General features: G+C 71.9%; 22 protein-coding genes and 1 pseudogene. 6 read left to right on the forward strand and 17 right to left on the reverse strand.

What is annotated here, in order from left to right:
* Positions 1–132 precede the first annotated feature (132 nt).
* A complete protein-coding gene (locus AB0230_RS03275; protein WP_315993423.1) occupies positions 133–1,560 on the forward strand; it encodes an NAD(P)/FAD-dependent oxidoreductase in 1,428 nt (475 codons plus the stop codon).
* 64 nt (positions 1,561–1,624) lie between these two features.
* Entirely contained in the window at positions 1,625–2,140 is a 516-nt protein-coding gene (locus tag AB0230_RS03280) for a DUF1697 domain-containing protein (protein WP_366373940.1), read from the forward strand.
* Here the strand turns inward: AB0230_RS03280 and AB0230_RS03285 are convergent.
* The 10 genes from AB0230_RS03285 to AB0230_RS03330 all read right to left on the reverse strand — a co-directional run bounded on the left by AB0230_RS03285 (position 2,121) and on the right by AB0230_RS03330 (position 14,530).
* Complete coding sequence (locus AB0230_RS03285) at positions 2,121–3,047, reverse strand: DMT family transporter (protein ID WP_366374517.1); 927 nt, start codon at positions 3,045–3,047, stop codon at positions 2,121–2,123. The genes AB0230_RS03280 and AB0230_RS03285 overlap by 20 nt on opposite strands.
* A 386-nt stretch (positions 3,048–3,433) precedes the next feature.
* The gene (purH, locus tag AB0230_RS03290) at positions 3,434–5,044 is read right to left on the reverse strand and encodes a bifunctional phosphoribosylaminoimidazolecarboxamide formyltransferase/IMP cyclohydrolase (protein ID WP_315993425.1); all 1,611 of its coding nucleotides are present in this window, start codon (positions 5,042–5,044) and stop codon (positions 3,434–3,436) included.
* A gap of 62 nt (positions 5,045–5,106) precedes the next feature.
* The gene (gene purN / locus AB0230_RS03295; RefSeq protein ID WP_363393297.1) at positions 5,107–5,706 is read right to left on the reverse strand and encodes a phosphoribosylglycinamide formyltransferase; all 600 of its coding nucleotides are present in this window, start codon (positions 5,704–5,706) and stop codon (positions 5,107–5,109) included.
* Between the two features lie 139 nt (positions 5,707–5,845).
* Positions 5,846–7,336 carry a DUF6350 family protein gene (locus tag AB0230_RS03300; RefSeq protein WP_363393300.1) on the reverse strand — a complete coding sequence of 497 codons (1,491 nt, stop codon included), beginning with the start codon at positions 7,334–7,336 and terminating at the stop codon, positions 5,846–5,848.
* Positions 7,337–7,376: 40 nt separating this feature from the next.
* Positions 7,377–8,282, reverse strand: a complete 906-nt coding sequence (locus tag AB0230_RS03305) for a CbiX/SirB N-terminal domain-containing protein (RefSeq protein ID WP_366373943.1) — start codon at positions 8,280–8,282, stop codon at positions 7,377–7,379.
* Positions 8,279–9,418, reverse strand: a complete 1,140-nt coding sequence (locus tag AB0230_RS03310) for a uroporphyrinogen-III synthase (RefSeq protein WP_366373945.1) — start codon at positions 9,416–9,418, stop codon at positions 8,279–8,281. The genes AB0230_RS03305 and AB0230_RS03310 overlap by 4 nt, the downstream gene beginning before the upstream one ends.
* Positions 9,415–10,674 (reverse strand): uroporphyrinogen-III C-methyltransferase, encoded by a 1,260-nt coding sequence (gene cobA / locus AB0230_RS03315; RefSeq protein ID WP_366373947.1) that lies wholly within the window; start codon positions 10,672–10,674, stop codon positions 9,415–9,417. The genes AB0230_RS03310 and cobA overlap by 4 nt, the downstream gene beginning before the upstream one ends.
* On the reverse strand, positions 10,671–11,201 hold the full coding sequence (gene nirD / locus AB0230_RS03320; protein WP_366373949.1) for a nitrite reductase small subunit NirD: 531 nt from the start codon (positions 11,199–11,201) through the stop codon (positions 10,671–10,673). The genes cobA and nirD overlap by 4 nt, the downstream gene beginning before the upstream one ends.
* Positions 11,198–13,777, reverse strand: coding sequence for a nitrite reductase large subunit NirB (gene nirB / locus AB0230_RS03325; RefSeq protein WP_366373951.1), 2,580 nt, complete (start codon positions 13,775–13,777; stop codon positions 11,198–11,200). Before nirB ends, nirD begins: the two co-directional genes overlap by 4 nt.
* Positions 13,778–14,092: 315 nt before the next feature.
* A complete protein-coding gene (locus AB0230_RS03330) occupies positions 14,093–14,530 on the reverse strand; it encodes a nitroreductase family deazaflavin-dependent oxidoreductase (RefSeq protein ID WP_366373953.1) in 438 nt (145 codons plus the stop codon).
* A 76-nt stretch (positions 14,531–14,606) separates the two neighbouring features.
* On the opposite strand from AB0230_RS03330, the gene AB0230_RS03335 reads away from it, so the two are divergent.
* On the forward strand, positions 14,607–16,058 hold the full coding sequence (locus AB0230_RS03335; RefSeq protein ID WP_315993433.1) for an NCS2 family permease: 1,452 nt from the start codon (positions 14,607–14,609) through the stop codon (positions 16,056–16,058).
* A gap of 442 nt (positions 16,059–16,500) precedes the next feature.
* Here AB0230_RS03335 and AB0230_RS03340 read toward each other — a convergent pair whose 3' ends face one another.
* From AB0230_RS03340 to sucC, 3 genes are all read right to left on the reverse strand, one after another.
* Positions 16,501–16,782, reverse strand: a complete 282-nt coding sequence (locus AB0230_RS03340) for a hypothetical protein (protein WP_366373955.1) — start codon at positions 16,780–16,782, stop codon at positions 16,501–16,503.
* A gap of 706 nt (positions 16,783–17,488) precedes the next feature.
* Positions 17,489–18,391, reverse strand: a complete 903-nt coding sequence (sucD, locus tag AB0230_RS03345) for a succinate--CoA ligase subunit alpha (RefSeq protein ID WP_315993434.1) — start codon at positions 18,389–18,391, stop codon at positions 17,489–17,491.
* Positions 18,392–18,408: 17 nt separating this feature from the next.
* Positions 18,409–19,572, reverse strand: a complete 1,164-nt coding sequence (gene sucC, locus AB0230_RS03350) for an ADP-forming succinate--CoA ligase subunit beta (protein WP_363386639.1) — start codon at positions 19,570–19,572, stop codon at positions 18,409–18,411.
* 264 nt (positions 19,573–19,836) lie between these two features.
* Here sucC and AB0230_RS03355 point away from each other — a divergent pair, with 264 nt between their 5' ends.
* Together AB0230_RS03355 and AB0230_RS03360 are read left to right on the forward strand one after the other, a co-directional pair.
* Positions 19,837–20,532, forward strand: coding sequence for a WYL domain-containing protein (locus AB0230_RS03355; RefSeq protein ID WP_366373958.1), 696 nt, complete (start codon positions 19,837–19,839; stop codon positions 20,530–20,532).
* Between the two features lie 93 nt (positions 20,533–20,625).
* Entirely contained in the window at positions 20,626–21,006 is a 381-nt protein-coding gene (locus AB0230_RS03360; protein WP_363386645.1) for a VOC family protein, read from the forward strand.
* Between the two features lie 106 nt (positions 21,007–21,112).
* Here AB0230_RS03360 and AB0230_RS03365 read toward each other — a convergent pair whose 3' ends face one another.
* From AB0230_RS03365 to AB0230_RS03380, 4 genes and pseudogenes are all read right to left on the reverse strand, one after another.
* Positions 21,113–21,328, reverse strand: a complete 216-nt coding sequence (locus tag AB0230_RS03365) for a hypothetical protein (RefSeq protein WP_315993438.1) — start codon at positions 21,326–21,328, stop codon at positions 21,113–21,115.
* 70 nt (positions 21,329–21,398) lie between these two features.
* Positions 21,399–21,590: pseudogene (locus AB0230_RS03370) on the reverse strand (nucleoside deaminase); the annotation flags it as partial.
* A gap of 93 nt (positions 21,591–21,683) precedes the next feature.
* On the reverse strand, positions 21,684–22,037 hold the full coding sequence (locus AB0230_RS03375) for a hypothetical protein (protein WP_366373961.1): 354 nt from the start codon (positions 22,035–22,037) through the stop codon (positions 21,684–21,686).
* Positions 22,038–22,093: 56 nt separating this feature from the next.
* Positions 22,094–22,369: a hypothetical protein gene (locus AB0230_RS03380; protein ID WP_366373963.1), complete on the reverse strand. Its 276-nt coding sequence runs from the start codon at positions 22,367–22,369 to the stop codon at positions 22,094–22,096.
* Between the two features lie 147 nt (positions 22,370–22,516).
* Between AB0230_RS03380 and AB0230_RS03385 the strand changes: the two genes are divergently transcribed.
* Positions 22,517–22,978: an SRPBCC family protein gene (locus AB0230_RS03385; RefSeq protein ID WP_366373965.1), complete on the forward strand. Its 462-nt coding sequence runs from the start codon at positions 22,517–22,519 to the stop codon at positions 22,976–22,978.
* Positions 22,979–23,170: the final 192 nt, after the last annotated feature.

The following is a 23,170-nucleotide window of genomic DNA, read 5'->3' on the forward strand; positions in this document are numbered from 1 at the left end:
TCGGCGCGCCCGACTCCCCCCGGGGCGACGGAAGTGACGCCGGGGCGGCCGCGCCGGCCCCGGGGCCATCCAGCGACGAGGCCGTCGCCGCAACCCCTCCCCGATGTCGGTGCCCGTCGCTAGCGTGAGGGGATGAGCGAACGCGAATACGACTTGATCGTCATCGGCGCGGGCCCCGTGGGCGAGAACGTGGCCGACCGCGCCGTGCAGGCCGGTCTCACCGCCGCCATCGTGGAGTCCGAGCTCGTCGGCGGCGAGTGCTCCTACTGGGCATGCATGCCGTCGAAGGCACTCCTGCGCAGCGGCGCGGCCCTCCGCGCCGCACGTGACGTCGACGGCGCGAAGCAGGCGGTCACGGGCGAGCTCGACGTGGCCGCTGTTCTGCGACGCCGCGACACGATGACGAGCAACTGGGACGACTCGGGTCAGGTGCAGTGGCTGCAGGGCGCCGGCATCGACCTCGTCCGCGGACACGGGCGGCTCACGGGCGAGAAGACGGTGCGCGTCACCGCCGCCGACGGCACCACGACCGATCTCGTCGCTCGGCACGCGGTCGCCGTGTGCACGGGTTCCGCCGCGCTCCTCCCCGACATCCCCGGCCTCGCCGACGTCTCGCCCTGGACCAGCCGCGAAGCGACCGCCGTCGAACGGATCCCCGGCTCGCTCGCCATCATCGGCGGTGGCGTCGTCGGTGCCGAGATGGCCACCGCGTTCCAGAGCCTCGGCGCACAGGTCACCATCATCGCGCGCTCCGGACTGCTGGGCGGAAACGAGCCGTTCGCCGGCGAGCTCGTCGCATCCTCCCTCCGCGACCGCGGTGCGACCGTCAAGACGGGGGCGGATGCCGCGTCGGCGCGCCGCGACGACGACGGCCGTGTCGTGCTCGAGCTGTCCGACGGCACGACCGTCACCGCCGACGAGGTGCTCGTGGCGACCGGACGCGTCCCCCGCACCGACGACCTGGGAGTGGAGGCCGTCGGCCTCGTCCCGGGCGAGTGGCTCGACGTCGACGACACCCTCCGCGTGCGGGGCTCGGATTGGCTGTACGCGGTCGGAGACGTCAACCACCGCGCGCTCCTCACCCACCAGGGCAAGTACCAGGCGCGGGCCGCGGGCGACGTCATCGCCGCACGCGCGAAGGGCGACGAGGTCGACGACGCCCCGTGGGGCGCTCACGTCGCCACCGCCGACCACGACGCCGTGCCCCAGGTCACGTTCACCGATCCCGAGGTGGCATCCGTCGGTCTCACCGCCGCGAAGGCGGAAGACAGGGGCCTCAACGTCACGGTGCTCGACTACGACCTGGCCAGCGTCGCGGGCTCGAGCGAGCAGTCCGACGCCTACGTCGGCAAGGCCCGCGCGATCGTCGACACCGATCGCGGCGTGCTCGTGGGGGCGACCTTCGTCGGCCCCGACATCGCCGAACTGCTGCACTCCGCGACGATCGCCGTGGTGGGCGAGGTCCCCGTGAAGCGCCTCTGGCACGCGGTGCCGTCGTACCCGACGGTGAGCGAGGTCTGGCTGCGCCTGCTCGAGACGTTGGGTCGCGACTCGGCGTGAGTCACAGCGCGGTGCTGTCGTCGGCCCCCTTCGAACCGACCGCTCGATGGAGGAGGGCCGCGCCATGTCGCGCGTCGTGGCGCTGATCCGCGGGGTCGGTGGCCCCACGGCCCTGAAGATGCCCGCGCTGCGGGAGGCGCTGGCATCCGCCGGCCTCGGAGACGTCGACACGCTGCAGGTCGCCGGCAACGTCGTGCTCGACGACGACGGGCGCGCCGCCGACGATCTCGCGGCGGTGATCCGCGACACCGTCCGAGACGCCTTCGGCTTCGATCTGCCCGTCCTCGTGCGCACGCACCGCGAACTCGCCGACGCCCGGGCGCGCAACCCCTGGGCCGATGCGGCCGAGGGGCGATGGGTGCAGACCGTGTTCCTCGACGGCGAGGCGACGACGACGCTCGAGCTGCCGCAGGGCGTTCCCGAAGAGGCGGTGGTCGACGGCCGTGAGGTCTTCGTGCGCTACCCGGAGGGGATCGGCGGATCGAAGCTGCAGGCCGGGTGGTTCGAGAGACGTCTCGGCGTCGTCGGTACCGCGCGCAACAACAACACCGTCGCGAAGCTCATCGAGATGAGCGCGTGAACGCGGCGGCATCCGTCGCGCCCCGAGTCGGCACGCTCGCTCGAGCCGTCGATCGCTGACGGACCGTCACGGCGATCGCCGCGCACGCGATCACCGCGAGTCCCCCCACGACGGTGGCGGCGGTCAGCTGCTCCCCGAGCAGCAGAGCCGCCCAGGCGAGGGAGAGCACCGGTTGAGCGAGCTGGAGTTGGCTGACGCGGGCCATTGGTCCGATGGCGAGCCCGCGGTACCAGGCGACGAATCCGAGGAACATGCTGACCACGGCGAGGTAGGCGAACGAGCCCCACGCGGCCGGGTCCGCCATGATCGGCGTGCGCATCGCGGAGACGGCGGTGAGGGCCACCATGACCGGGCTCGACAGCACCAGGGCCCACGAGATCGTCTGCCAGGCGCCGAGCTCGCGAGAGAGCACCCCACCCTCGGCGTAGCCGATGGCGGCGGCGACGACCGCTCCGAGCAGCAGCAGGTCGGAGGCGTGCACGCCACCGGCACCCCCGGCCAGGGCGAAGGTCACGGCGACGACGGCCCCGACCACCGCCGCGATCCAGAACGCCCGCCCCGGCGACTCCCGCGTGCGGATGACCGCGGCCACCGCGGTGGCGGCGGGGAGCACGGCGATCACGACGGCGCCGTGGCTCGCCGGTGCCGTGGTCAAGGCGAACGAGGTGAGCAGCGGGAACCCCAGCACCACTCCCCCGCCCACGATCGCGAGCCGCGCAGCCTGGCGGGGTGACGGGAGCCGCGACCGCGTCGCGACGAGCGCGATCCCCGCGATCGCCGCGGCAACCACGGCCCGCCCCGCGCCCACGAAGAGCGGATCGAGCTGCGCGACCGCGATGCGGGTGAAGATGACCGTGAACGAGAAGGCGAGCACGCCGAGACCACCCCACACGAGCCCACCCCGCATGAGGCCACCCGTCACGGGGCCCCCGCGCACCACGGAACCGGACGCTCTCTGCATCCGCCCACTCTGCTGGCCGGGTGCCGCGCATCGCGCGGTCCACTCGCCGTCGCGTGGCATCCATCGCCTCCCGCCCCGACCTCGTGCCGCGCCCCGCCGAGGGCGACCGAGCCGGTTCGACGCGCGCGGGCGTCCGGGGCGCACGCGCCGCGGAAGGCGGCCGAGCCTGTTCGGGGCGTCATCGCGCGTTCGGGGCGGGTACCTTCCGCCCCGAACGAAAGAACACGGCCCTTACCCAGCCCACACCCGCACCGCCACGACGGAGCACGCCCCGCACACGCGACGACGCCGCCGCAACCGGAGCTGCGACGGCGTCGAACGACGACCGGAGGTCAGTGGAAGAAGTGACGCTCCCCCGTGAAGAACATGGTCACCCCGGCGGCGCGCGCGGCGTCGACGACCTCGGCATCCCGCACCGATCCACCGGGCTGGATGATCGCCGAGATGCCCGCGTCGATCAGCACCTGCGGGCCGTCGGCGAAGGGGAAGAACGCATCGGATGCCGCGATCGAACCGCGAGCGCGGTCGCCCGCACGCTCGACGGCGAGACGGCATGAGTCGACACGGTTGACCTGGCCCATGCCGATGCCGACCGTGGCCGAGGCCTGGGCGAGCACGATCGCGTTGGACTTCACCGCGCGGCACGACTTCCACGCGAAGATCAGGCTCTCCATGTCGGCCTCGGCAGGACGCTCGCCCGAGACGAGCTCCCAGTTCTTCGCGACCGACTCGATGTCGTCGGGGAAGCGGTCGGCGTCCTGCAGCAGCAGTCCGCCCGAGACCAGGCGCACATCCATGCGCTCCTGCTGCCAGTCGGTGGGCAGCTGCAGCACGCGCAGGTTCTTCTTCAGCTTGAACACCTCGAGCGCTTCGGGCTCGAAGTCGGGGGCGATGATGACCTCGGTGAAGATGTCGCGCAGGTTCTCGGCCATCTTCAGCGTCACGGTGCGATTCGCCGCGATCACGCCGCCGAACGCCGAGACGGGGTCGCACTCGTGCGCGCGCAGGTGCGCCGACGCGATCGGGTCGAGGGCATTGGGCGCCGCGACCGCGATACCGCAGGGGTTGGCGTGCTTGATGATCGCCACCGCGGGCTTGACCATGTCGAAGGCCGCGCGAAGGGCCGCGTCGGCGTCGACGTAGTTGTTGTACGACATCTCCTTGCCCTGCAGCTGCGTGGCCTGGGCGATGCCGTGTCCGCCGACGCGCGTGTAGATCGCGGCGCGCTGGTGCGAGTTCTCGCCGTAACGCAGGGTCGACAGGCGCTCGGCCTGGATCGTGAGGTGCGCGGGCAGATCGATGTCGTCGCCGAGGGTGCCCTCGGCGAACCAGGTCGACACCGCGGTGTCGTACGCGGCGGTGTGCGAGAAGGCCCGCGCGGCGAGCTCGCGGCGCTGCACGAGAGTGGTTCCGCCCTGCGCCTGCAGCGCGTCGATGATCGCGGGGTACGACTCGGGCGAGACGACGATGGCGACGTTGGCGTGGTTCTTCGCCGAGGCGCGCACCATGGCGGGGCCGCCGATGTCGATCTGCTCCACGACGTCGTCGCCCTCGGCACCGGATGCCACGGTCTCGACGAACGGGTAGAGGTTGACCACGACGAGCTCGAAGGGACGGATGCCGAGGTCCTCGAGCTGCGCCTCGTGCGACGCGAGACGCAGGTCGGCGAGCAGGCCCGCGTGGACGTTCGGGTGCAGCGTCTTCACGCGCCCGTCGAGCGACTCCGGGAAGCCGGTGACGGCCGACACGTCGGTGACGTCGTATCCGGCCTCGCGCAGCAGCGTGGCCGAGCCGCCGGTGGAGACGATCTCGACGCCGGCGGCGGCGAGGGCCTCGCCGAGGGCGAGCAGGCCGGTCTTGTCGCTCACCGACACCAGCGCGCGGCGGATCGGGACGACGTCGCGGGGACGGTAGTCGGCGGGGTCGTGTCGGGGTCCGGCCATGGCGTTCGGCTCCTGTGTCTCGAGTCGGGTTCGATCGCGGCGGGCGAGCACCCGCCGCACGGTCAGGCGGTTCGGGATGCCGAGTCGGCGAGGTCGAGCTCGCCCTCGGCGATGCGTCGCACCACGTCGATCAGCAGACGCCGTTCGACGGGCTTGATGCGCTCGTGCAGGGTGTCCTCGTCGTCGCCGGGGAGGACGGGGATGCGCTCCTGGGCGAGGATCGGACCGGTGTCGACACCCGAGTCGACGACGATGACGCTCGCCCCCGTCTGGTCGACGCCCGCGGCGAGCGCGTCGCGCACACCGTGCGCGCCCGGGAACTCGGGCAGATACGCGGGGTGGGTGTTGATGATGCGCGGCTCCCACGCGGCGACGAGGTCGGCCGGCAGCAGGCGCATCATGCCGCTGAGCACGACGAGGTCGGGGTTCCACACCGACAGCTGCTCCCCGAGCTCCGCGCCCCACTCCTCGCGCGTGGCGAACGAGCGGAAGGGCACGAGGAAGGTGGGGATGCCGAAGTGCTCGGCGTGCGCGAAGCCCTCGGCCTCGCGATCGGCACCGACCGCGACCACGCGCGCCGGGAAGTCGGGGGCGGAGGCCGCCTCGAGCAGGGCGCGGAGGTTGGAGCCGGTGCCGGAGATGAGGACGGCGACCGTGAGCACGGAGGTCAGTCTACGCAGGTGCGCCGGAGCGCGCCGAGCGGGGCGGCGGGAGGCTCAGGAGCGCGGGCTGCGCTCCGGAAGCGGAGCCCGCGGCTCCTCCCCCGGAGCCGGATCGGCGCGCTCGCGCGCGGGGTCCGGCTCAGCGCCGGGGCTCGTCGTCGTTCGACTCGGCCCAGGCGGCACGGATGCGTGCCCGCACCTCGTCGTCGCCGGCGGTGGACGGGCCGGCGGCGGACGGGTCGGAGTCGTCGGGTCCGCGGTAGGAGCTCGGCCACACGTCGTGCGCGATGCCCGTCCCGGGAGCGGACACGGCCGGGGCGGGACCGGTGGCGTGCTCGTCGCGGTCGAAGGGCGTTCGATCGCGCGGCGCGAACGAGAACGCGGGGGCCTCGTCGCGGTGCGGGGCGAAGACGTCGGCGTCGTCGGGGCGGGCACCGAAGCGCGGGCTCAGCAGCAGGATGGCGAGGCCCACCAGCACCTCGATCCCGAGGGCGAGGGCGAGCGGCCCCGGCTGCGGTCCCGTGTCGGCGAGCCGACCGGGTCCGATGGCCCCGGCGGAGGCCAGAGCGGCGAGGGCGCCGACCCCGCCGGTCAACGCGGCGACGGCGAGAGCGACGACGAGACGCGGCGCGAGTGGTTCGGGCTCGACGCTCGACGGCATCCGCGATCGCAGGATCCACCCGGTCAGCGCGCCGACCCCCACCGGCAGCAGCACGAGCAGCAGCAGCCACGACGACGTGGAGTCGGGCACCGCGCCCAGCACCGGGATGCCGGGGAGCGCGCCGACCTGCGTCGCGGCGGGCGTGACGGCGGTGTCGGTGCCCAGGGCGAACCCCGGTCCGGCGGTGAAGGCGACCGCCCACAGCAGGAGGGTCGGCAGGTATACGAGCTGGCCGAGTGCGATGACGGTCGCGCCGATGCCGTCGGCGTTGCTGGCCTGGTAGAGCCCGATCACCTGGGTCGAGCGCGTGATGAGACCCGCGACCACGACGACGCCGCCGACGGCGACGAGGCCCAGCGTGGTGAGGGCGAGTCCGCGCAGCACGAGTCCGGGCACGGGCGCCCAAGCGGCGGGCATCCGTTCGATCCGATCGCGGACGGCGTCGACCGGACCGTCGTCGCCCACGCGCCAGGCACCGACGACCGCGCCGATGAACGACGGGACGAGGAAGAGCAGCGCCGGCAGCAGGATCGCCAGCCACGTCTCGGATTCCACGAGGTCGGCGTTCGAGGTGAGGGCGACGAGGCTCGCCAGCCCGGCGAACACCAGGGAGCCCGACAGCCAGCCGGTGACGGCGGCGCCCGCCTCACCGGCGCGCACGCCCGAGCGGGCGGCGAAGAGGGCGGTGAAGGCGGCGAACGCCAACGGGGCGAGAGAGAGGGTGAAGGTCGCGAACGACGGATCGATGCCGGTGGCGGCCAGATACGCGTCGGGCAGCGTCACCGTCACCGGGACGAGGTGCCCGAGATGCCACACGGCCGCCGACGCCGGCCACAGCGCTCCCCAGTCGGGGGCGCCCAGTCCGAAGACCCACAGCAGGGTGAGGGGGGCGAGCACGACGGCGATGCCGCCCGCGGCGGCCAGGACGGCGTCGAGGGCGGCCAAGAGGGCGACGAGGAGGCGATGCATGGGCGACTGCGACCCTACCCGCGCTGCCCCGGAGCGCCGCTCAGGCGCGGCGGCGAGCGCGCGAGAACAGCGCAAGCAGGCGTGCGCGCGCGCCGCGGGGCGTGCCGGCGGAGGACCCGACACCCACCGAGGACCCTGAGCCCGTCGAAGGGTCCGGACCCACCGCACCGCCGGGGGCTTCGACGGGCGCCGCCACCTCCGCCCGTGACGCCACCGCACGATCGGAGGCTTCGACAGGCGCAGCCGCGTCGGCGGCGTCGGGCTCGCGCACCGCGCCGCGCGCGGCCGCCCACCGCTCCCACACCACCGTGGCCAGGCGCGGATCCGCGCCGATCGGTGCCGAGGTCAGGTCGGCCTCCGCCTTCTCGATCACGCGTGAGAAGTGCCCGGGCGCCAGCACGTAGCTCGCGGCCACCGTGCGCCGCCCTTCCGCGCGCGCCGCGTGCACGGCATCCGGGATCCGGGGCTCTGAGGCGGCGGCGTAGGCCGTCACGACGGGGCCGGCGATGCCGGCTGCGCGCATCAACCCGGCCATGCGCTCGACATCGACGACCGCACCGGGGCGCGTCGACCCCGCAGCGGCGAGCACGACGGTGTCGTCCGGTCCCGCGCCCGTCGCCTGGACGCGATCGACGAGGATCTCGGCCAGCACGGGGTGCGGCCCCAGCGCGGGAGCGACGGGGAGGCCGTCGGCGGCTTCCACGAGGTCGACCTCGGTGTGATACCCCGTCGAGAGCAGCAGCGGCACGATGACGATGTCGTCGGTCCGCTCGCGCGCGGCGGCCACCACGTCCGTGACGTACGGCCCGTGCACATCGACGTAGGCCTCGTGCACCTCGACGCCCGCGGGGGCGGTCGCCCGCAGCACCTCGAGCAGTTCGCGCACGACGACGCGTCCCTCTTCGAACCTCGTGCCGTGTGCGCAGGCGATGAGCACCGCGGTCATGCGTCCTCCTCGTCGACGATGTCGAGCCGGTATCCGCGCTTGTACACGGTGCGGATGAGGTCGATCCCCCCGAGCGCCTCGCGGGTGCGCGCCACGGCGACCTCGACGGCGTGTCCGCTCGCGTCGGCGGTCGGCAGCGCGGCGATCAGGTCGGCGCGCGAGACGACCGCTCCGGGGTGTCGGGCGAGCGCCCGCAGGATCTCGACGCCGGTCCGCGGCAGGGCGGTGAAGACGCCCTCGAGCACGATGCCCGTCGAGCGGATGCCGAGCCGCCCGGCGCTCGTGCGCAGCACGGCCGCGTCGGGGCCGCCGTAGTGCGTTACGACGGCCCGGACGAGAGCGCCCAGGCGCCCGCGATCGGGGACGAGCGGGTCGATGCCGACGTCGCGCAGCGGTCCGGCGGTGATCGGGCCGACCGCGGCGACGAGCACGCGACCGTCGGCGGTGCGGGCGGCGACCCCCGCCAGGGCGTCGGCGCGGTCGGCGGCCAGGACCCACTCGCGAGCCGCGGGTGCCGAGGTGAACAGCACGGCGTCGATCTCGCCGCGCGCGACCTGACGGGTGGAGGCGGCGACGACCTCGGGGGCGGGGGGTGGCCCCCACCGGTAGATCGTCAGGCTCGTGACGCGGGCGCCCGCCGCCTCGAACGCCTCGTCGAGGCCGTCGGCTCCCGAGCCGTGGTGCTGCACGGCGACGTGCAGACCCTGCACGCCCTCGGCGACGAGGAAGTCCCGCAGCTCCGCCGAGGTCTCGCTCTCGGCGACCCAGTCGGCGTCGAAGCCCGCCTGCTGGATCGCCCCGCGCGCCTTCGGGCCGCGGGCGACGATGCGCGCCCGGTCCATCACGGCGCTGAGCTCGTCGTGCAGGCCCGCTTCGTCAGCGGTCTCCATCCATCCGCGGAACCCGACCCCGGTCGTGGCGACGACCACGTCGGGCGGGTCGGTGACAAGGCGCCGCGTCTGGGCGATGAGGTGCTCGTCGTCGACGTGCGGCACGATCGTCAACGCCGGCGCGACGCGGACGCGCGCGCCGTGGCGCTCGAGCGCGGCCGACAGCTCCCCCGACCGGCGATCGACGGGAAGCAGCACGGTGCAGCCCTGGAGCACCGTGCTGATCGTCCGCGCGGGTGTCGTCACCCGATGCCTTCCCCGCGCGCCCCGGCCGAAGCCGCGGCCGCAGCGGGCTCCACGGCCGGGAGCAGCAGGTCGGGTCGGGCGACCTCGCCGAACACCAGGACCGCGGGATTCGCGAGGCGGTGGATATCGGCATCCTGGATCGCCGTTGCGAGCGTCGTGCGGATCGTCCGCTGCGCGGGCGTGTGTCCGTTCTCGATGAACGCGACGGGGCGGGCCGCGGGGGCCCCCGCGGCCCGGGCCGCCGCGACGAAGCGCGGCAGGGCGCTCACGCCCATCAGCGCGACGACCGTGGCCGAGTCGTCGCGGAGGGCCGCGAGGGTGGCCTCGCTCGGCGTCTCCTGACCGTTCACGACGTGCAGCGTACCGGCCACGCCGCGGTGCGTCACGGGGATCCCGGCCGCCGACGGCACGGCGATCGAGCTCGAGATGCCGGGAACGACCTCGACCGGGATGCCGGCCGCCCGGCACGCCAGGACCTCTTCGCCGCCGCGTCCGTAGACGAACGGGTCGCCGCCTTTGAGGCGCACGACCCGCAGCCCCCGGGCGGCGCGGTCGACGAGGATCGCGTTGATCTCGTCCTGCGGCACGGGGTGGTGCTGCGGGCGCTTGCCCACGTCGATCAGTTCGACGTCGTCGCCGAGCTCGGCGAGCACGCCGGCGGGGCCGAGGCGGTCGTGCACGACGACGTCGGCCTCGGCGAGCAGAGCGCGAGCGCGGACGGTCATCAGGTCGATCGGGCCGGGGCCGCCGCCGACGAGCGCCACGCTCCCCACGAGCGGGCGACGTCGGCGGCGGAGCGGAAGGGCGCCTTCGGCGAGGCGCTGGGCGATGGCGTCGCGGACCGCGACGGTGCGGCGCGGGTCGGCGCCCGCTGTCGAGACGACGCCGACCATGACGTCGCCGCTCGTGGTCTCGGCGGCGAGGCGCGCAGTACCCCTGCCCCCGTGCCCGGCGTTGACGCACCACACCCGGCGGGCCTCCGCCGCGGCGACGACGGACGCGTCGACGGATGCCGAGCCGGTGGCGGTGTGGCAGAACCAGGCGTCGTCGAGATCGCGGGGTTCGAAGGCGCGCTCGTGCCACTCGATGTCGCCGGCGCCGGCGAGCGCGGTGAGCCCCGCGGTGGCGACCGGCGCGACCAGGCGCACGCGGGCACCGGCGGCGCGGAGCCGCGCGATGCGCTTCTCGGCGACGGAGCCTGCGCCGACGCACACGACGAGCCGGTCGGTGAGGTCGAGTCCTGCGAGAGCGATCATCGGGGGTCCTTTCCTGCGCCGGCGGCATCAGCCGCGGGGGCGAGCTTGACGAACACGACGCCGTCGGTCACCGCGACCGGGTGGACCCGGACGCTCAGCGGCTCCTTGCCCTGCGTGTCGAGGCACTGGCCGGTGCGCAGGTCGAACACCTGCTTGTACATCGGGGATGCCACGGTGGGCACGCCCGCGCGATCGCCGACGATCCCCCGCGAGAGGACGGCCGCCCCGCTGAACGGGTCGATCTGGTCGGTCGCGTAGATGCGACCGTCGAACGTACGGAACAGCGCGATCTGGTGCCCGTCGACGAGAGCGGCCGCCCCGCGCTCGACCAGGAGGTCGTCGACGCGGCAGATGCGGGTCCACCCGTGCGGTGCGTCGGCCGCGGGCGTTGCGCTCGCGTCGTCGCCGGGTCCTGCGGTCGTTGCCGACCCGGCGGCGGGGGCCGTCACGCCGGGGGCGGCGGGCGCGGGGCTCGGCGTCGCGGCCGGGGTCTCGGCATCCATCGTCATCGCCTGCGACGTCGTCATGGCCGCACCGCCAGCGTCGTTCCGCCGATGAACACGGCGCCCGACGCGCGCTCCTCGTCGGTGGCGGGGCGGGCCTGGCCGCGCTCGGCGACGTAGGCGAGCGAGGGGTCGGCGACCTCGGGGGCGTTCACGAAGCTCTGGAAGCGCGTGAGCTTCTCGGGGTCGGCGAGGGTCGCGGCCCACTCGTCTTCGTAGGCGTCGATGTGGGAGGCCATGGCGCGGTCGAGATCCTCGGCGATGCCGAGGGAGTCGTCGAAGACGACGGCCTTGAGCGCGTCGAGGCCGCCCTCGTATTCGGCGGCCCAGGGAGCGGTGCGCTGCAGCCGGTCGGCGGTGCGGATGTAGAACATGAGGAACCTGTCGATCGCGCGCAGGAGTCCCTCGTCGTCGAGACCCTCTGCGAAGAGAACCGCGTGGCGGGGCGTGAAGCCGCCGTTGCCGCCGACGTAGAGGTTCCAGCCCGCCTCGGTCGCGATGACCCCGATGTCCTTCCCGCGGGCCTCGGCGCACTCGCGCGCGCAGCCCGAGACGCCGAATTTCAGCTTGTGCGGCGAGCGCAGGCCCCGGTAGCGCAGCTCGAGCTGCACGGCCATGCCGACCGAGTCCTGCACGCCGTAGCGGCACCAGGTCGAGCCGACGCACGACTTCACCGTGCGCAGCGACTTGCCGTAGGCGTGGCCCGACTCGAAACCGGCGTCGACGAGGCGCTTCCAGATGTCGGGCAACTGATCGAGGCGGGCGCCGAACAGGTCGATGCGCTGGCCCCCGGTGATCTTCGTGTACAGCCCGAAGTCGCGCGCGACCTCGCCGATCACGACGAGCCCCTCGGGGGTGATCTCGCCTCCCGGGATGCGCGGCACGACGCTGTAGCTGCCGTCGCGCTGGATGTTCGCCATGACGTGGTCGTTGGTGTCCTGCATCGTCGCGAGCTCGCCGGCGAGCACGTGTTCCGAGTAGAGGCTGGCGAGGATGCTCGCGAGCGCCGGCTTGCAGATGTCGCAGCCGCGTCCCGTTCCGAAACGCTCGACGATGGCCGTGAAGGTCTTGAGCCCCGACACGCGCACGGCGTCGAAGAGCTGCGCCCGCGTGAACGAGAAGTGCTCGCACAGGCCGTTCGAGACCTCTTTTCCGGATGCCGCGAGCTCGGTCGCCACGAGCTTCTTCACCAGCGCGAAGCACGAACCGCACGCCGCCCCGGCCTTGGTGCAGGCCTTGACCTCGGCGGCATCCGCGCACTGGTGTTCGGTCACCGCGCCGCGGACGGTGCCGGCCGTGACGCCGTTGCACGAGCAGACGATCGCGTCGTCGGGGAGGTCGCCCTGCGGGGCCGGCGCGAGGTCGCTCGGCATGAGGTACGCGGCCGGGTCTCCGCCCAGCGCGCGACCGACGAGCGGACGCAGTGAGGTGTATGCCGAGGCGTCGCCGACGAGGATGCCACCGAGCAGAGTCTGTGCGTCGTCGCTCAACACGAGCTTCTTGTACACGCCCGACACCGGATCGGCGTAGGTGACGTCGAGGGCGTTCGGCGTCTCGGCGAACGCGTCGCCGAAGCTGGCGACCTCGACACCCGAGAGCTTGAGTTTCGCCGAGGTGTCGAAGCCGTCGAACGCGGCCTCCCCGCCGAGCAGGCGGGTCGCGGCGACCTCCGCCATCGCGTAGCCCGGAGCGACGAGACCGATGCACTGACCGTCGAAGCTCGCGACCTCGCCGATGGCCATGATCGCCGGGTCGGACGTGTCGCAGCCCGCGTCGATCACGACGCCGCCGCGCGCGTCGACGGCGAGGTCCGCGGTACGCGCGAGCTCGTCACGGGGGCGCACGCCGACCGTGAAGACGACGATGTCGACGGCCTCCCACGTGCCGTCGCGCAGCTCGAGGCCGCACACGGCGCCGGACTTGTCGGCATCCACCCGGGTCGTCACCGCCCGCGTGCGCACCTCGATGCCGCGCGCCTCGATGAGCCGCTGCAGCGCCTTCGCGCCGCCGAGGTCGAGCTGCGCCGACATGAGGCGCTCGTTCGACTGGAGCACGAACGGCGAGACGCCCTCGGCCTGAAGCGCTCCCGCTGCCTCGAGTCCGAGCAGACCGCCGCCGACGACGGCACCGCGCAGGGGCCGGCCGAGCTGCGCAGAGCGCTGCGCGACCCACGCGCGCATCCCGGCGACGTCGTCGAGGGTGCGGTAGACGAAGCAGCCCCGGTGGTCGAAGCCGTCGAGCGCGAGGCGTGCGGCGTAGGAGCCGGTGGCCAGAACGAGGCGGTCGTAGGCGTGCGTGGAGCCGCCCGCGGTGGTGACGGTGCGCGCCGCGCGGTCGATTCTGGTAACGCGGGCGTCGGTCTCGACGCGCACCCGCTCGTGAGCGAGCACCGCGGGATCGAGCGCGAGGTCATCGGGGGTCCTGCCGCTGAAGACGCCGGTCAGTCCGACCCGGTCGTAGGGCCCGCGGGCTTCGTCGCCGAGCACCGTGATCGACCAGCGGCCGTCGGTGTCGCGGCTGGTGAGGCTCTCGACGAAGCGGTGGGCCACCATCCCGGCACCCACGACCACGACGGATCCGGATGGAGCGGGGTGGAGCATGCCGTCACGGTACGCGGCGGACTTTGCCGACGCGTCAGCACCGTGTTTCGTTCCGGTTGCGGGGTTCGAGCGGGCCATGCCCCGACGCTAAGCATCCGAGGTTTCCCCCGCCCTCGCCCCGGCGTTACCCCGGGCGAACGTTTCCCTCACGCAGCGGTGGCGCTCGTGTGAGGTTTGGCCGCCGGCATCCGTCCCGCTCTTCCGTGCCCGGCGCGCTCTCGCGCTTCTCACCCGTTGAGTGTCCAAAACACCCCGGACGAATTTTCGCGACGTCCGGGTGTCTCGGACACTCAACGCCCACCGAGGGACGCCGCGTCAGTCGACAGGCTCCAGCACGAACAGCTCGATGCGCCGCTCCGTCTTCCTCTGGTACTCGTCGTAGTCGGGCCAGACCTCCGTCGCGTAGCCCCACCACTCCTCGCGCTCGGCGCCCTCGGCCTGGTGCGCGTCGTACTCCTTCTTCACGTCGCCGTCCTGGAGGGCGACGCGCGGGTTCTTCACGAGGTTGTAGAACCACGCGGGATGCTCGGGTGCCCCACCCTTGGATGCCACGACCGCGTACTTTCCGTCGTGCTCGACGCGCATGAGGGCGGTCTTGCGCAGGCCGCCCGTTTTGGCGCCGACGGTGGTGAGGACGATGATGGGTACGCCCCGCAGTTCGGCGGATTCCTGGCCTCCCGAGGCCTCGAACGTCTCGGCCTGCTGGCGGGCCCATTCGCTGGTGCTGGGCAGATACTCTCCTGAGAGCGACATGTCTCCCACGATACGTCGGCGTCTTCCCCTCCGGTCCTCACCCTCCCCTGTTTCTCTCCCGTTTCCTGGAGCCTTCATGAGCGCTTCCGCTCCCGAGACCACGGCCACCCCCGCACCGAAGAACGGCCTCGACCGCTTCTTCGAGATCACCGCCCGCGGCTCGACCGTGAGCGCGGAGGTGCGCGGTGGCGTCGTCACGTTCGTGACGATGGCGTACATCGTCATCCTGAACCCGATCATCCTGTCGGGCACCCCCGACGTCTCCGGCAACGCCCTCGGCTTCCCGCAGGTCGCCGCGGTCACCGCCCTCACCGCGGGCGTGATGACCATGCTCTTCGGGCTCGTCACCCGTCTGCCCTTCGCCTTCGCCGCGGGCCTCGGCATCAACTCGTTCCTCGCCGTCGGCATCGTCGGCGAGGTCACCTGGCCCGAGGCGATGGGCCTGGTCGTCATCAACGGCCTGATCATCGTGCTGCTGGCGGTCACGGGCCTCCGCCGCATGATCTTCGAGGCCGTCCCGCTGGCGCTGAAGACCGCGATCACCGTCGGCATCGGCCTCTTCATCGCCTTCATCGGCTTCGTCGACAGCGGCCTCGTCACCTCGACCGGGCTCAACTCTCCCCCGGTCGGCCTGGGCGTGGGCGGCTCGATCGCCACGATCCCGACGGCCCTGTTCGTGCTGACCCTCGTCATCACCGCCGTGCTGCTGGTGCGCAAGGTCAAGGCCGCGCTGCTGATCGGCCTGCTCTCGGGCACCGTCATCGCGGTGATCGTCGAGGCCGTCATGGGCCTCGGCGCGAAGGCAGACGGCAACCCCGGCGGCTGGGGTCTGAGCGTGCCGACGCTGCCGTCGCAGTGGGTGAGCCTGCCCGACCTGTCGCTCGTGGGACAGGTCGACCTCGCCGGATCCTTCGGCCGCATCGGCGCCCTCGCGGCCCTGATGCTCGTCTTCACCCTCGTTTTCACGAACTTCTTCGACGCCATGGGCACGATGACCGGCCTCTCGCGCGAGGCGGGCCTCGCCGCCCCCGACGGCACCTTCCCGCGCCTGCGCTCCGCGCTGGTGATCGAAGGCATCGGGGCCGTGGCGGGTGGGGCGACCTCCTCGTCGTCGAACACCGTCTTCATCGAGTCGGGCTCCGGCATCGGCGAGGGCGCCCGCACGGGCCTCGCCAACGTCGTCACGGGCGGGCTCTTCCTGCTCGCGATGTTCTTCACTCCGCTGACGAGCATCGTTCCCACCGAGATCGCCGCCGCAGCGCTGGTGATCGTCGGCGCGCTGATGATGGCGCAGATCCGCCACGTCGACCTCAGCGACATGTCGGTGCTCATCCCGGTCTTCCTGACCGTGACGGTCATGCCCCTGACCTACTCGATCGCCAACGGCATCGGTGCGGGCTTCGTCAGCTGGGTCCTCATCCAGGCGCTGTCGGGCCGCGCCCGCCGCGTGAGCCCGCTGCTGTGGATCGTCGCCGCCGGCTTCGTGATCTTCTTCGCGCGTGGTCCGGTCGAGGCGCTGCTGGGCTGAGCCTGGTGGTGTGCGGGGGCCCGGATGCCACGGCATCCGGGCCCCTTTCCCGTGGCCGCCGCGACAGGCGCCTCCGCGGCGCCGAAACCGCACACGTTTCCCGAGGCCGCACCCGTTGGGCGTCAGTCCGATGCGCTTTCGGCAATCGGATGCGTTCTCGTGCCGCGGCGGCCGCCCCCGCGGCGGTTACGCCGCGTGGGCGGTGGGCAGGGTCGCGGCCGGTCGCGGCGGGGTTTCGTCGCCGAGGCCGCACTCATTGCCCGAGGCCGCACCCGCTCGGCGCCCATCCGGTGCGTCCTCGGCATTCGGATGCGGTCTCGCGCCGCGACGGCCCACCCACCCCGGAGACACGAAGGGACGACCGCGACAGCCTGGCGCCCGGATCACGCGATGGAGCGAGACCGAACTCAAGCGGGAGAGTGTCGCGCGTTTCGTAGCCGCGTCAGCGCCTCTGCCCGCTGATTAGCAGAGGGCGGAGGTAAGTAACCGTCTGCATCAGCGGCGCCAATCCGAACACCGCGAACACGGGATACAACCCGAGGATCGGGACCACGGTGATGATCCAGGTCAACGCCCCGTACGTGTGCCCGATCGAGACGGCCACCGCGACGATAAGGCTCAGGATGCCGGGGAGCAAGGTCACGACGCCGATGATGACGGCGCACCAGATGAGCTCGCCCACGATGAACCACCCCGGTCCCGCGTGCAGAAGCCACGCGAACATCGGATTGTTCTCGTAACCGGTCGCAGGGTCAGACCAGTACGTCGCGGATTGTCCGAGGAGCGTCGACATCGAATCGGTCAGCGAACACGCGCATGCAGGGAGGGCGATCAACACCCGTTGGCGCGGGCTCGGCTGCAGCCAAACGCTTCTGAGCACGCGCATGAACACCCTTCCGACGTGACTTTCGCCGATGCTATGGCGCCGAAGCAGAGGACCAGCCCTCACGTCGGCCGTACGCGGGGATGTTCACCCATGAAGCACATCAGGGACTGACCCGGCTCACCTACTCCGGCCACGCGTCGCGCCGAAGCTCCCGTCACCCCGGATCCCGGGTCTCCTCGTCGTCACGAGCGGACCTTCGTCAACGGGTCGAAGAGCGGTGACAGTGTCCCCTGCTGTTCGACTCTCTGACACGCGACCGATGGGTGCGCCGCCCGGCGCCGGCGGCGGCTCCGCCGGCCGTGACGTTGGCCGAGATGACCCGCGTCCGCCGAGATGACACGCGTTCGGCCCGAATCGTGGGTCCGCTCGCGAATCCCCCGTCATCTCGAGGCCCCGCCGCCTGATAACCCGCCGCTCGACGGCCGCCCGACCGCCCACACCCCAGCCGTACGCCGCACCTCACCGCCGCGGCGGCGTCCCGCGCCCACCCCGGACAGGCGAAGGGGCCCGGATGCCATGGCATCCGGGCCCCAAAACCGAAACGTCAGAGCGCTTCGATGATCTCGCGCATCAGCGACGCGGTCTCGGACGGCGTCTTGCCGACCTTCACGCCGGCGGCCTCGAGGGCCTCCTTCTTCGCCTGGGCGGTGCCGGCCGAGCCGGAGACGATGGCGCCGGCGTGGCCCATGGTCTTTCCCTCGGGAGCGGTGAAGCCGGCGACGTAGCCGACGACCGGCTTGGTGACGTTGGCCTTGATGAAGTCGGCGGCGCGCTCTTCGGCGTCTCCACCGATCTCACCGATCATGACGATGGCCTTGGTCTCGGGGTCGGCCTCGAACGCCGCGAGGGCGTCGATGTGCGTCGTGCCGATGACCGGGTCGCCACCGATGCCGATGGCGGTCGAGAAGCCGAGGTCGCGCAGCTCGAACATCATCTGGTAGGTCAGGGTGCCCGACTTCGACACGAGGCCGATCGGGCCCTTGCCGGTGATGTTCGCGGGGGTGATGCCCACGAGCGCCTCACCGGGCGTGATGATCCCGGGGCAGTTCGGGCCGATGATGCGGGTCTTCTCGCCCTTCGACTTCGCGTACGCCCAGGCCTCGGCGGTGTCGCCGACGGGCACGCCCTCGGTGATCACGACGAGGAGGGGGATCTCGGCGTCGATGGCCTCGACCATCGCGTCCTTCGTGAAGGCCGGGGGCACGAACGCGATCGACACGTCGGCGCCGGTCTCGCGCATGGCCTCTTCGACCGAGGCGAAGACGGGGAGCTCGACGTCGTTGCCGGAGGCGTCCTTGTGCGAGACCGTGGTGCCGGCCTTGCGGGCGTTCACGCCACCGACGACCTGGGTGCCGGCCTTGAGCATGAGGGCGGTGTGCTTGGTGCCCTCACCGCCGGTGATGCCCTGGACGATGACCTTGGAGTCCTTGTTGAGGTAGATCGACATGTTTCTGTCCCTATCCCTTACGCGTTGGCCAGTTCGGCGGCCTTGTCGGCGCCCTCGTCCATACCGGCGGCGAGGGTGACGAGCGGGTGGTTGGCGGCGGCGAGGATCTCGCGGCCCTCTTCGACCTGGTTGCCGTCGAGACGGACGACGAGCGGCTTGGTCGCGGTGTCACCGAGGATCTCGAGGGCCTTCACGATGCCCTCGGCCACGGCGACGCACGAGGTGATGCCACCGAAGACGTTGACGAACACGCTCTTGACCTGCTCGTCGCCGAGGATGACGTCGAGACCGGCGGCCATGACGGTCGCCGAGGCGCCGCCACCGATGTCGAGGAAGTTGGCGGGCTTGACGCCGCCGTGCTTCTCACCGGCGTACGCGACGACGTCGAGGGTCGACATGACCAGACCCGCGCCGTTGCCGATGATGCCGACCTGACCGTCGAGCTTGACGTAGTTGAGGTCGTGCTGCTTGGCCTTGGCCTCGAGCGGGTCAGCGGCGTCCTTGTCTTCGAGCTCTTCGTGCTCGGGGTGGCGGAAACCGGCGTTCTCGTCGAGCGAGACCTTGCCGTCGAGGGCGATGATGTCGCCGTCCTCGCTCTGGATGAGCGGGTTCACCTCGACGAGGGTGGCGTCCTCGCCCTTGTAGACGTTGAAGAGCTTGACGAAGACGTCGGCCACCTTGGGGGCCAGCTCGTCGTCGAACTTCGCGGCCTTCGCGATCTCGAGGGCCTTCTCGGGGGTGATGCCCTCGAGCGGGTCGACCTCGATGCGGGCGAGTGCCTCGGGACGCTCGACGGCGAGCTCCTCGATCTCCATGCCGCCCTCGACGCTGGACAGTGAGAGGTAGGAGCGGTTGGCGCGGTCGAGCAGCACCGAGAAGTAGAACTCCTTGGCGATGCGGGCGCCGGCGGCGACCATGACGCGCTTGACGACGTGACCCTTGATGTCGAGGCCGAGGATGGCCTGCGCCGCCTCGAACGCCTCATCGGGGTTCTTCGCGACCTTCACGCCGCCGGCCTTGCCGCGGCCTCCGGTCTTGACCTGAGCCTTGACGACGACGACACCGCCGAGCTTCTCCGCGGCCGCCTTCGCCTCCTCAGGGGTGTCGGCGATGATGCCGGCGAGTACCGGCACCTCGTACTTTTCGAACAGATCACGTGCCTGGTACTCGTAGAGATCCACGGACAATCCTTCGCTGGGCGATCGGTGGTGGGAGGAGGCGAGATCTCTTGATATCAAGAGATCTTCACCAGGGGTCAACCCTACTAGACGGGGCTGAATCGCCTCGACGCTCACCCCTTCGATCGGAGGGATGCCCTCGTCCCGGGGTCTCCGCACGATCGTCGGACGTGCGAGGCGCGCGATCCGCCGTCGTTCGATCGCGGTCGCGATGAGTGATCATCGAGGCCGGCGCACAGTCGGGCGCGAACGGTCGATGATGGGTCGGTGAACCGAACCGATCGTCTCTACGGCCTGGTCGAAGAGCTCCGGGCCGTCTCCCCTCGACCGCTGAGTGCCCGCCGCCTCGCAGAACGATTCGAGGTGTCGGTGCGGACGATCGAGCGCGACCTCACTGCCCTTCAGCAGTCGGGGCTGCCGATCTGGGCGGAGCCGGGCCGGACCGGGGGGTTCGTCATCGATGCGTCCGCGACGCTGGGCCCGGCCGGCTTCACCCTCGACGAGGCCCTCGCGGTGCTCATCGGGCTCGGTGCACTCGGACGCAGTCCGTTCCGTCATTCCGCCCGCACCGCAGCCCGGAAGGTGCTCGCGGTCATGCCGGACGACGAAGCGGCACGAGCCCGTGTGCTCGCGTCGCGCGTGCATCTTCTCGAGGGCGAGGATGACGTCGATGCGCCCGCGGCACTCGCGGCCGCCCTTCGCGCGGATCGCGTCGTGCGCCTCCGCTACCGCGATGCCGGCGGTGCGGAGTCCACCCGCGACGTCGAACCGCTGGGATCGATCGGCAAGGACGGGCAGTGGTACCTCATCGCGTGGTGCCGGCAGCGCGACGGGGTCCGGGCGTTCCGGGGCGATCGGATGCTGTCGCTCGACGTGACGGACGAGCGGCCCCCGCGCCGCGCTCTCCGCGCTGCCGACCTCACGATCCCGTACGGACGCCTGCGGTCCGTCATCGACGACTGATCCTCGACCGGGATTCCGTAAACGCCGACAGGACGGTGTCGCCACCGTCGGCGAGGGTGAAGCCGTCCACCGTCTCGTCCCCGAAGGAATCCCATGTCATTCACCTCCATCCGAATCGTCACCGACGACGTCGACCGCCTCGTCGCGTTCTATGAGCGGGTCACCGGGCGGCGGGCCGAGCGTCCCTCCCCGGTCTTCGCGCAGTTCAGCGGCCCCGGCGCGAATCTCGCGATCGCGAGCGTCGAAACGGTCGCGATGCTCGACGGAGCCCTGACCGCCGCGGCGAATCGCTCCGTGATCGTCGAGTTCGACGTCGCCGACGTCGACGGTGCGTTCGCCGCGCTCGCACCCATCGGCGAGGATGTCGTCCTCGCACCGACCACCATGCCGTGGGGCAACCGGTCGGCGCTGGTGCGCGACCCCGACGGCAACGTCGTCAACCTGTTCAGCACGCCCACTGCCCATTCGGCATGACCGACGCGCACCCCCGGTGACGCGCACGTCGCCGACACGGACAGCGGCCGGGGTGATGACCCCGGCCGCTGCCCGGCTGCGACGCCGGAGGCGGGTGGGCCCCCGGTCAGCGCCGAGGCGCGGTGCGACCGCTCCGGCGGTTGATCGCGTAGATGATCGGGGTGAGCACGGCCAGGATGGCCAGGGCCCCGATCAGGATGAACGAGGTGTCGTGCTGCATGATCAGCTCGGCGATGATGTAGCCGATCGCGGCGGCCAGAGCGCTGTAGAACGCCTTCAGCCACTGACGAGCGGGGGACGGGGCGGCGAGGTTGTCGGTCATCACGGACTCCTTCGGTAGGTGCTGCGAACCCTATGGGGGATCGGATCGATCGCACATAGTGCTTGCATAACCGTCGCACGAGTTTCGTCTCGGCGTGGGCGGTGACGTCGCGCTCGGTGAGCACCGTGTTCTCGGCCTCGACCACCCGGCCGTCACCCGTGACGAGCACAGCGCCGAACGGGTGGTCGCCGTTCTCGCGCGCCGCTGCCGACAACCTGATCGCGCGGTGGAGGTGGGCGAGGTCCGCGGTGTCGAGTGGCATCCATGCGGACGAAGAGGGCGGGTGACGCCATCGCCCGGCAGATCGATCACCGCACCGGTGCGGTGGGGGCCGGAACGAACGGAGCGGGAGCGTTCAGCTCGAGGTGCCCGACTCGTCGGTGGTGTCATCGGTGCCGCCGCCCGAGCCATCGTCGGGGCTGCCTTCGCCCCTCTGCGGAGGAGTGCCCTCGCCGAAGTCCGGGCGGTTGCCGCCCATCTGCGGAGCGGTCCCGCCACCGAGATCGGGCATGGTCCCCGACGTCGCCGCAGCGGCGCCGGACGCCTCGCCGATGGCGAAGCCCGCGCCCCCGCCGACGAGCAGACCCACGACGAGCGCACCCGCGCCGATACCGGCCACGAGCCGACGCCCGGGGCGTGGACGCCGACTCGGGGGCGTGGACGCCGAATCGGCGGGCGGGGTGGCGGGGACGGGATCGAGAGAGGTCATGCCGCCGAGCGTGGAGTGCGCACCCTCACGCATCCCTGCCCGGTGCTGTCCGTTCGCTATGCCCGCGGGTCGGGCACGTCGCGGGGGCGATCGGGATCGGGCTCGCCCGTCTGCACCGTGCCGAACACCGCGGGCAGATCGGTCGACGACGCGGGCGTCCAGCCGTACGCCGTCGACTCCGCGGCGCCCGCGTCGACGACCGGGCCGAACGCCGACCGCAGGGCCTCGCGCCCGCTCTTCCTCCGCCGGCGCAGCACCGCGAACAGTCGCACGATCACTCCCACGGCGATGGCCGCCCAGAACGCGATTTCGATCCATCCGGACGTGCCCATGCGATGTCCCCCTCGTCGCCGCGTGAGTCCCCGACACTACCCCGGACGCGACGGCCGAGGTGAGCGAGACCGAGAGGGCGACGGTGCGGGGCAGGCACGCGAGATGCGGTCTCCGCCGCGACCCGCGCGAGCGGAGAGGATGAGGGTATGCCCTCCCGCTTCACGCTCGAAACGCACATGGCCGCCAGACCCGACGCGGTGTTCGATCTCGCGCGCGACATCGGTGCACACGTCGCATCGATGCGAGACAGCAGGGAGCGAGCCATCGCCGGGACCACCGAGGGGCCGATGCGCCTCGGCGACACGGTGACGTTCCGCGCCCGCCATCTGGGCGTCTGGTTCACACTGACCGCCCGGATCTCGGAGATGCGCGCGCCCTCCCGGTTCGTCGATGAGCAGGTCCGGGGCCCGTTCCGCTCCTTCCGTCATGAGCACCGTTTCGAGCAGACGCCGGGCGGGGGAACGAAGATGACCGACACCATCGAGCTCGCCTCGCCCGTCTTCGGGGTCATCGTCGAGCGCCTCATCCTGGTGCCGTATCTGCGCCGCCTCATCGCGCGCCGGAACGCGCACCTGGCGGCATCCTTCCTGGAGGCGGGGACCAGCTGAGGCGGTGCGCGTCGACGGCGCCCGTCACCGAACCGGTGCGCGTGAGAAGGCGGCCGGTCGCGAGCTGACGACCGCGGCAGTCGGGGCGTCGTCCCGCGAGGGGGTCTCGCAGCGGTTCGACGCCTTCCCTGCGACACCCGCGAGTAGTCGAACTACCTGATGAGGCGTTCTTCGTCCCGTCAATCGACCTGA

This window comes from Microbacterium sp. NPDC089190, from assembly GCF_040701795.1.
GTDB lineage: Bacteria > Actinomycetota > Actinomycetes > Actinomycetales > Microbacteriaceae > Microbacterium > Microbacterium galbum.

Coding starts and splice junctions, on each gene's coding strand:
- AB0230_RS03275 (WP_315993423.1), top strand. CDS start 133: ATGAGCGAACGCGAATACGACTTGATCGTCATCGGCGCGGGCCCCGTG.
- AB0230_RS03280 (WP_366373940.1), top strand. CDS start 1,625: ATGTCGCGCGTCGTGGCGCTGATCCGCGGGGTCGGTGGCCCCACGGCC.
- AB0230_RS03285 (WP_366374517.1), bottom strand. CDS start 3,047: ATGCGGGGTGGGCTCGTGTGGGGTGGTCTCGGCGTGCTCGCCTTCTCG.
- purH (WP_315993425.1), bottom strand. CDS start 5,044: ATGGCCGGACCCCGACACGACCCCGCCGACTACCGTCCCCGCGACGTC.
- AB0230_RS03300 (WP_363393300.1), bottom strand. CDS start 7,336: ATGCATCGCCTCCTCGTCGCCCTCTTGGCCGCCCTCGACGCCGTCCTG.
- AB0230_RS03305 (WP_366373943.1), bottom strand. CDS start 8,282: ATGACCGCGGTGCTCATCGCCTGCGCACACGGCACGAGGTTCGAAGAG.
- cobA (WP_366373947.1), bottom strand. CDS start 10,674: ATGATCGCTCTCGCAGGACTCGACCTCACCGACCGGCTCGTCGTGTGC.
- nirD (WP_366373949.1), bottom strand. CDS start 11,201: ATGACGACGTCGCAGGCGATGACGATGGATGCCGAGACCCCGGCCGCG.
- nirB (WP_366373951.1), bottom strand. CDS start 13,777: ATGCTCCACCCCGCTCCATCCGGATCCGTCGTGGTCGTGGGTGCCGGG.
- AB0230_RS03330 (WP_366373953.1), bottom strand. CDS start 14,530: ATGTCGCTCTCAGGAGAGTATCTGCCCAGCACCAGCGAATGGGCCCGC.
- AB0230_RS03335 (WP_315993433.1), top strand. CDS start 14,607: ATGAGCGCTTCCGCTCCCGAGACCACGGCCACCCCCGCACCGAAGAAC.
- AB0230_RS03340 (WP_366373955.1), bottom strand. CDS start 16,782: ATGTTCGCGTGGCTTCTGCACGCGGGACCGGGGTGGTTCATCGTGGGC.
- sucD (WP_315993434.1), bottom strand. CDS start 18,391: ATGTCGATCTACCTCAACAAGGACTCCAAGGTCATCGTCCAGGGCATC.
- AB0230_RS03360 (WP_363386645.1), top strand. CDS start 20,626: ATGTCATTCACCTCCATCCGAATCGTCACCGACGACGTCGACCGCCTC.
- AB0230_RS03365 (WP_315993438.1), bottom strand. CDS start 21,328: ATGACCGACAACCTCGCCGCCCCGTCCCCCGCTCGTCAGTGGCTGAAG.
- AB0230_RS03375 (WP_366373961.1), bottom strand. CDS start 22,037: ATGACCTCTCTCGATCCCGTCCCCGCCACCCCGCCCGCCGATTCGGCG.
- AB0230_RS03380 (WP_366373963.1), bottom strand. CDS start 22,369: ATGGGCACGTCCGGATGGATCGAAATCGCGTTCTGGGCGGCCATCGCC.
- AB0230_RS03385 (WP_366373965.1), top strand. CDS start 22,517: ATGCCCTCCCGCTTCACGCTCGAAACGCACATGGCCGCCAGACCCGAC.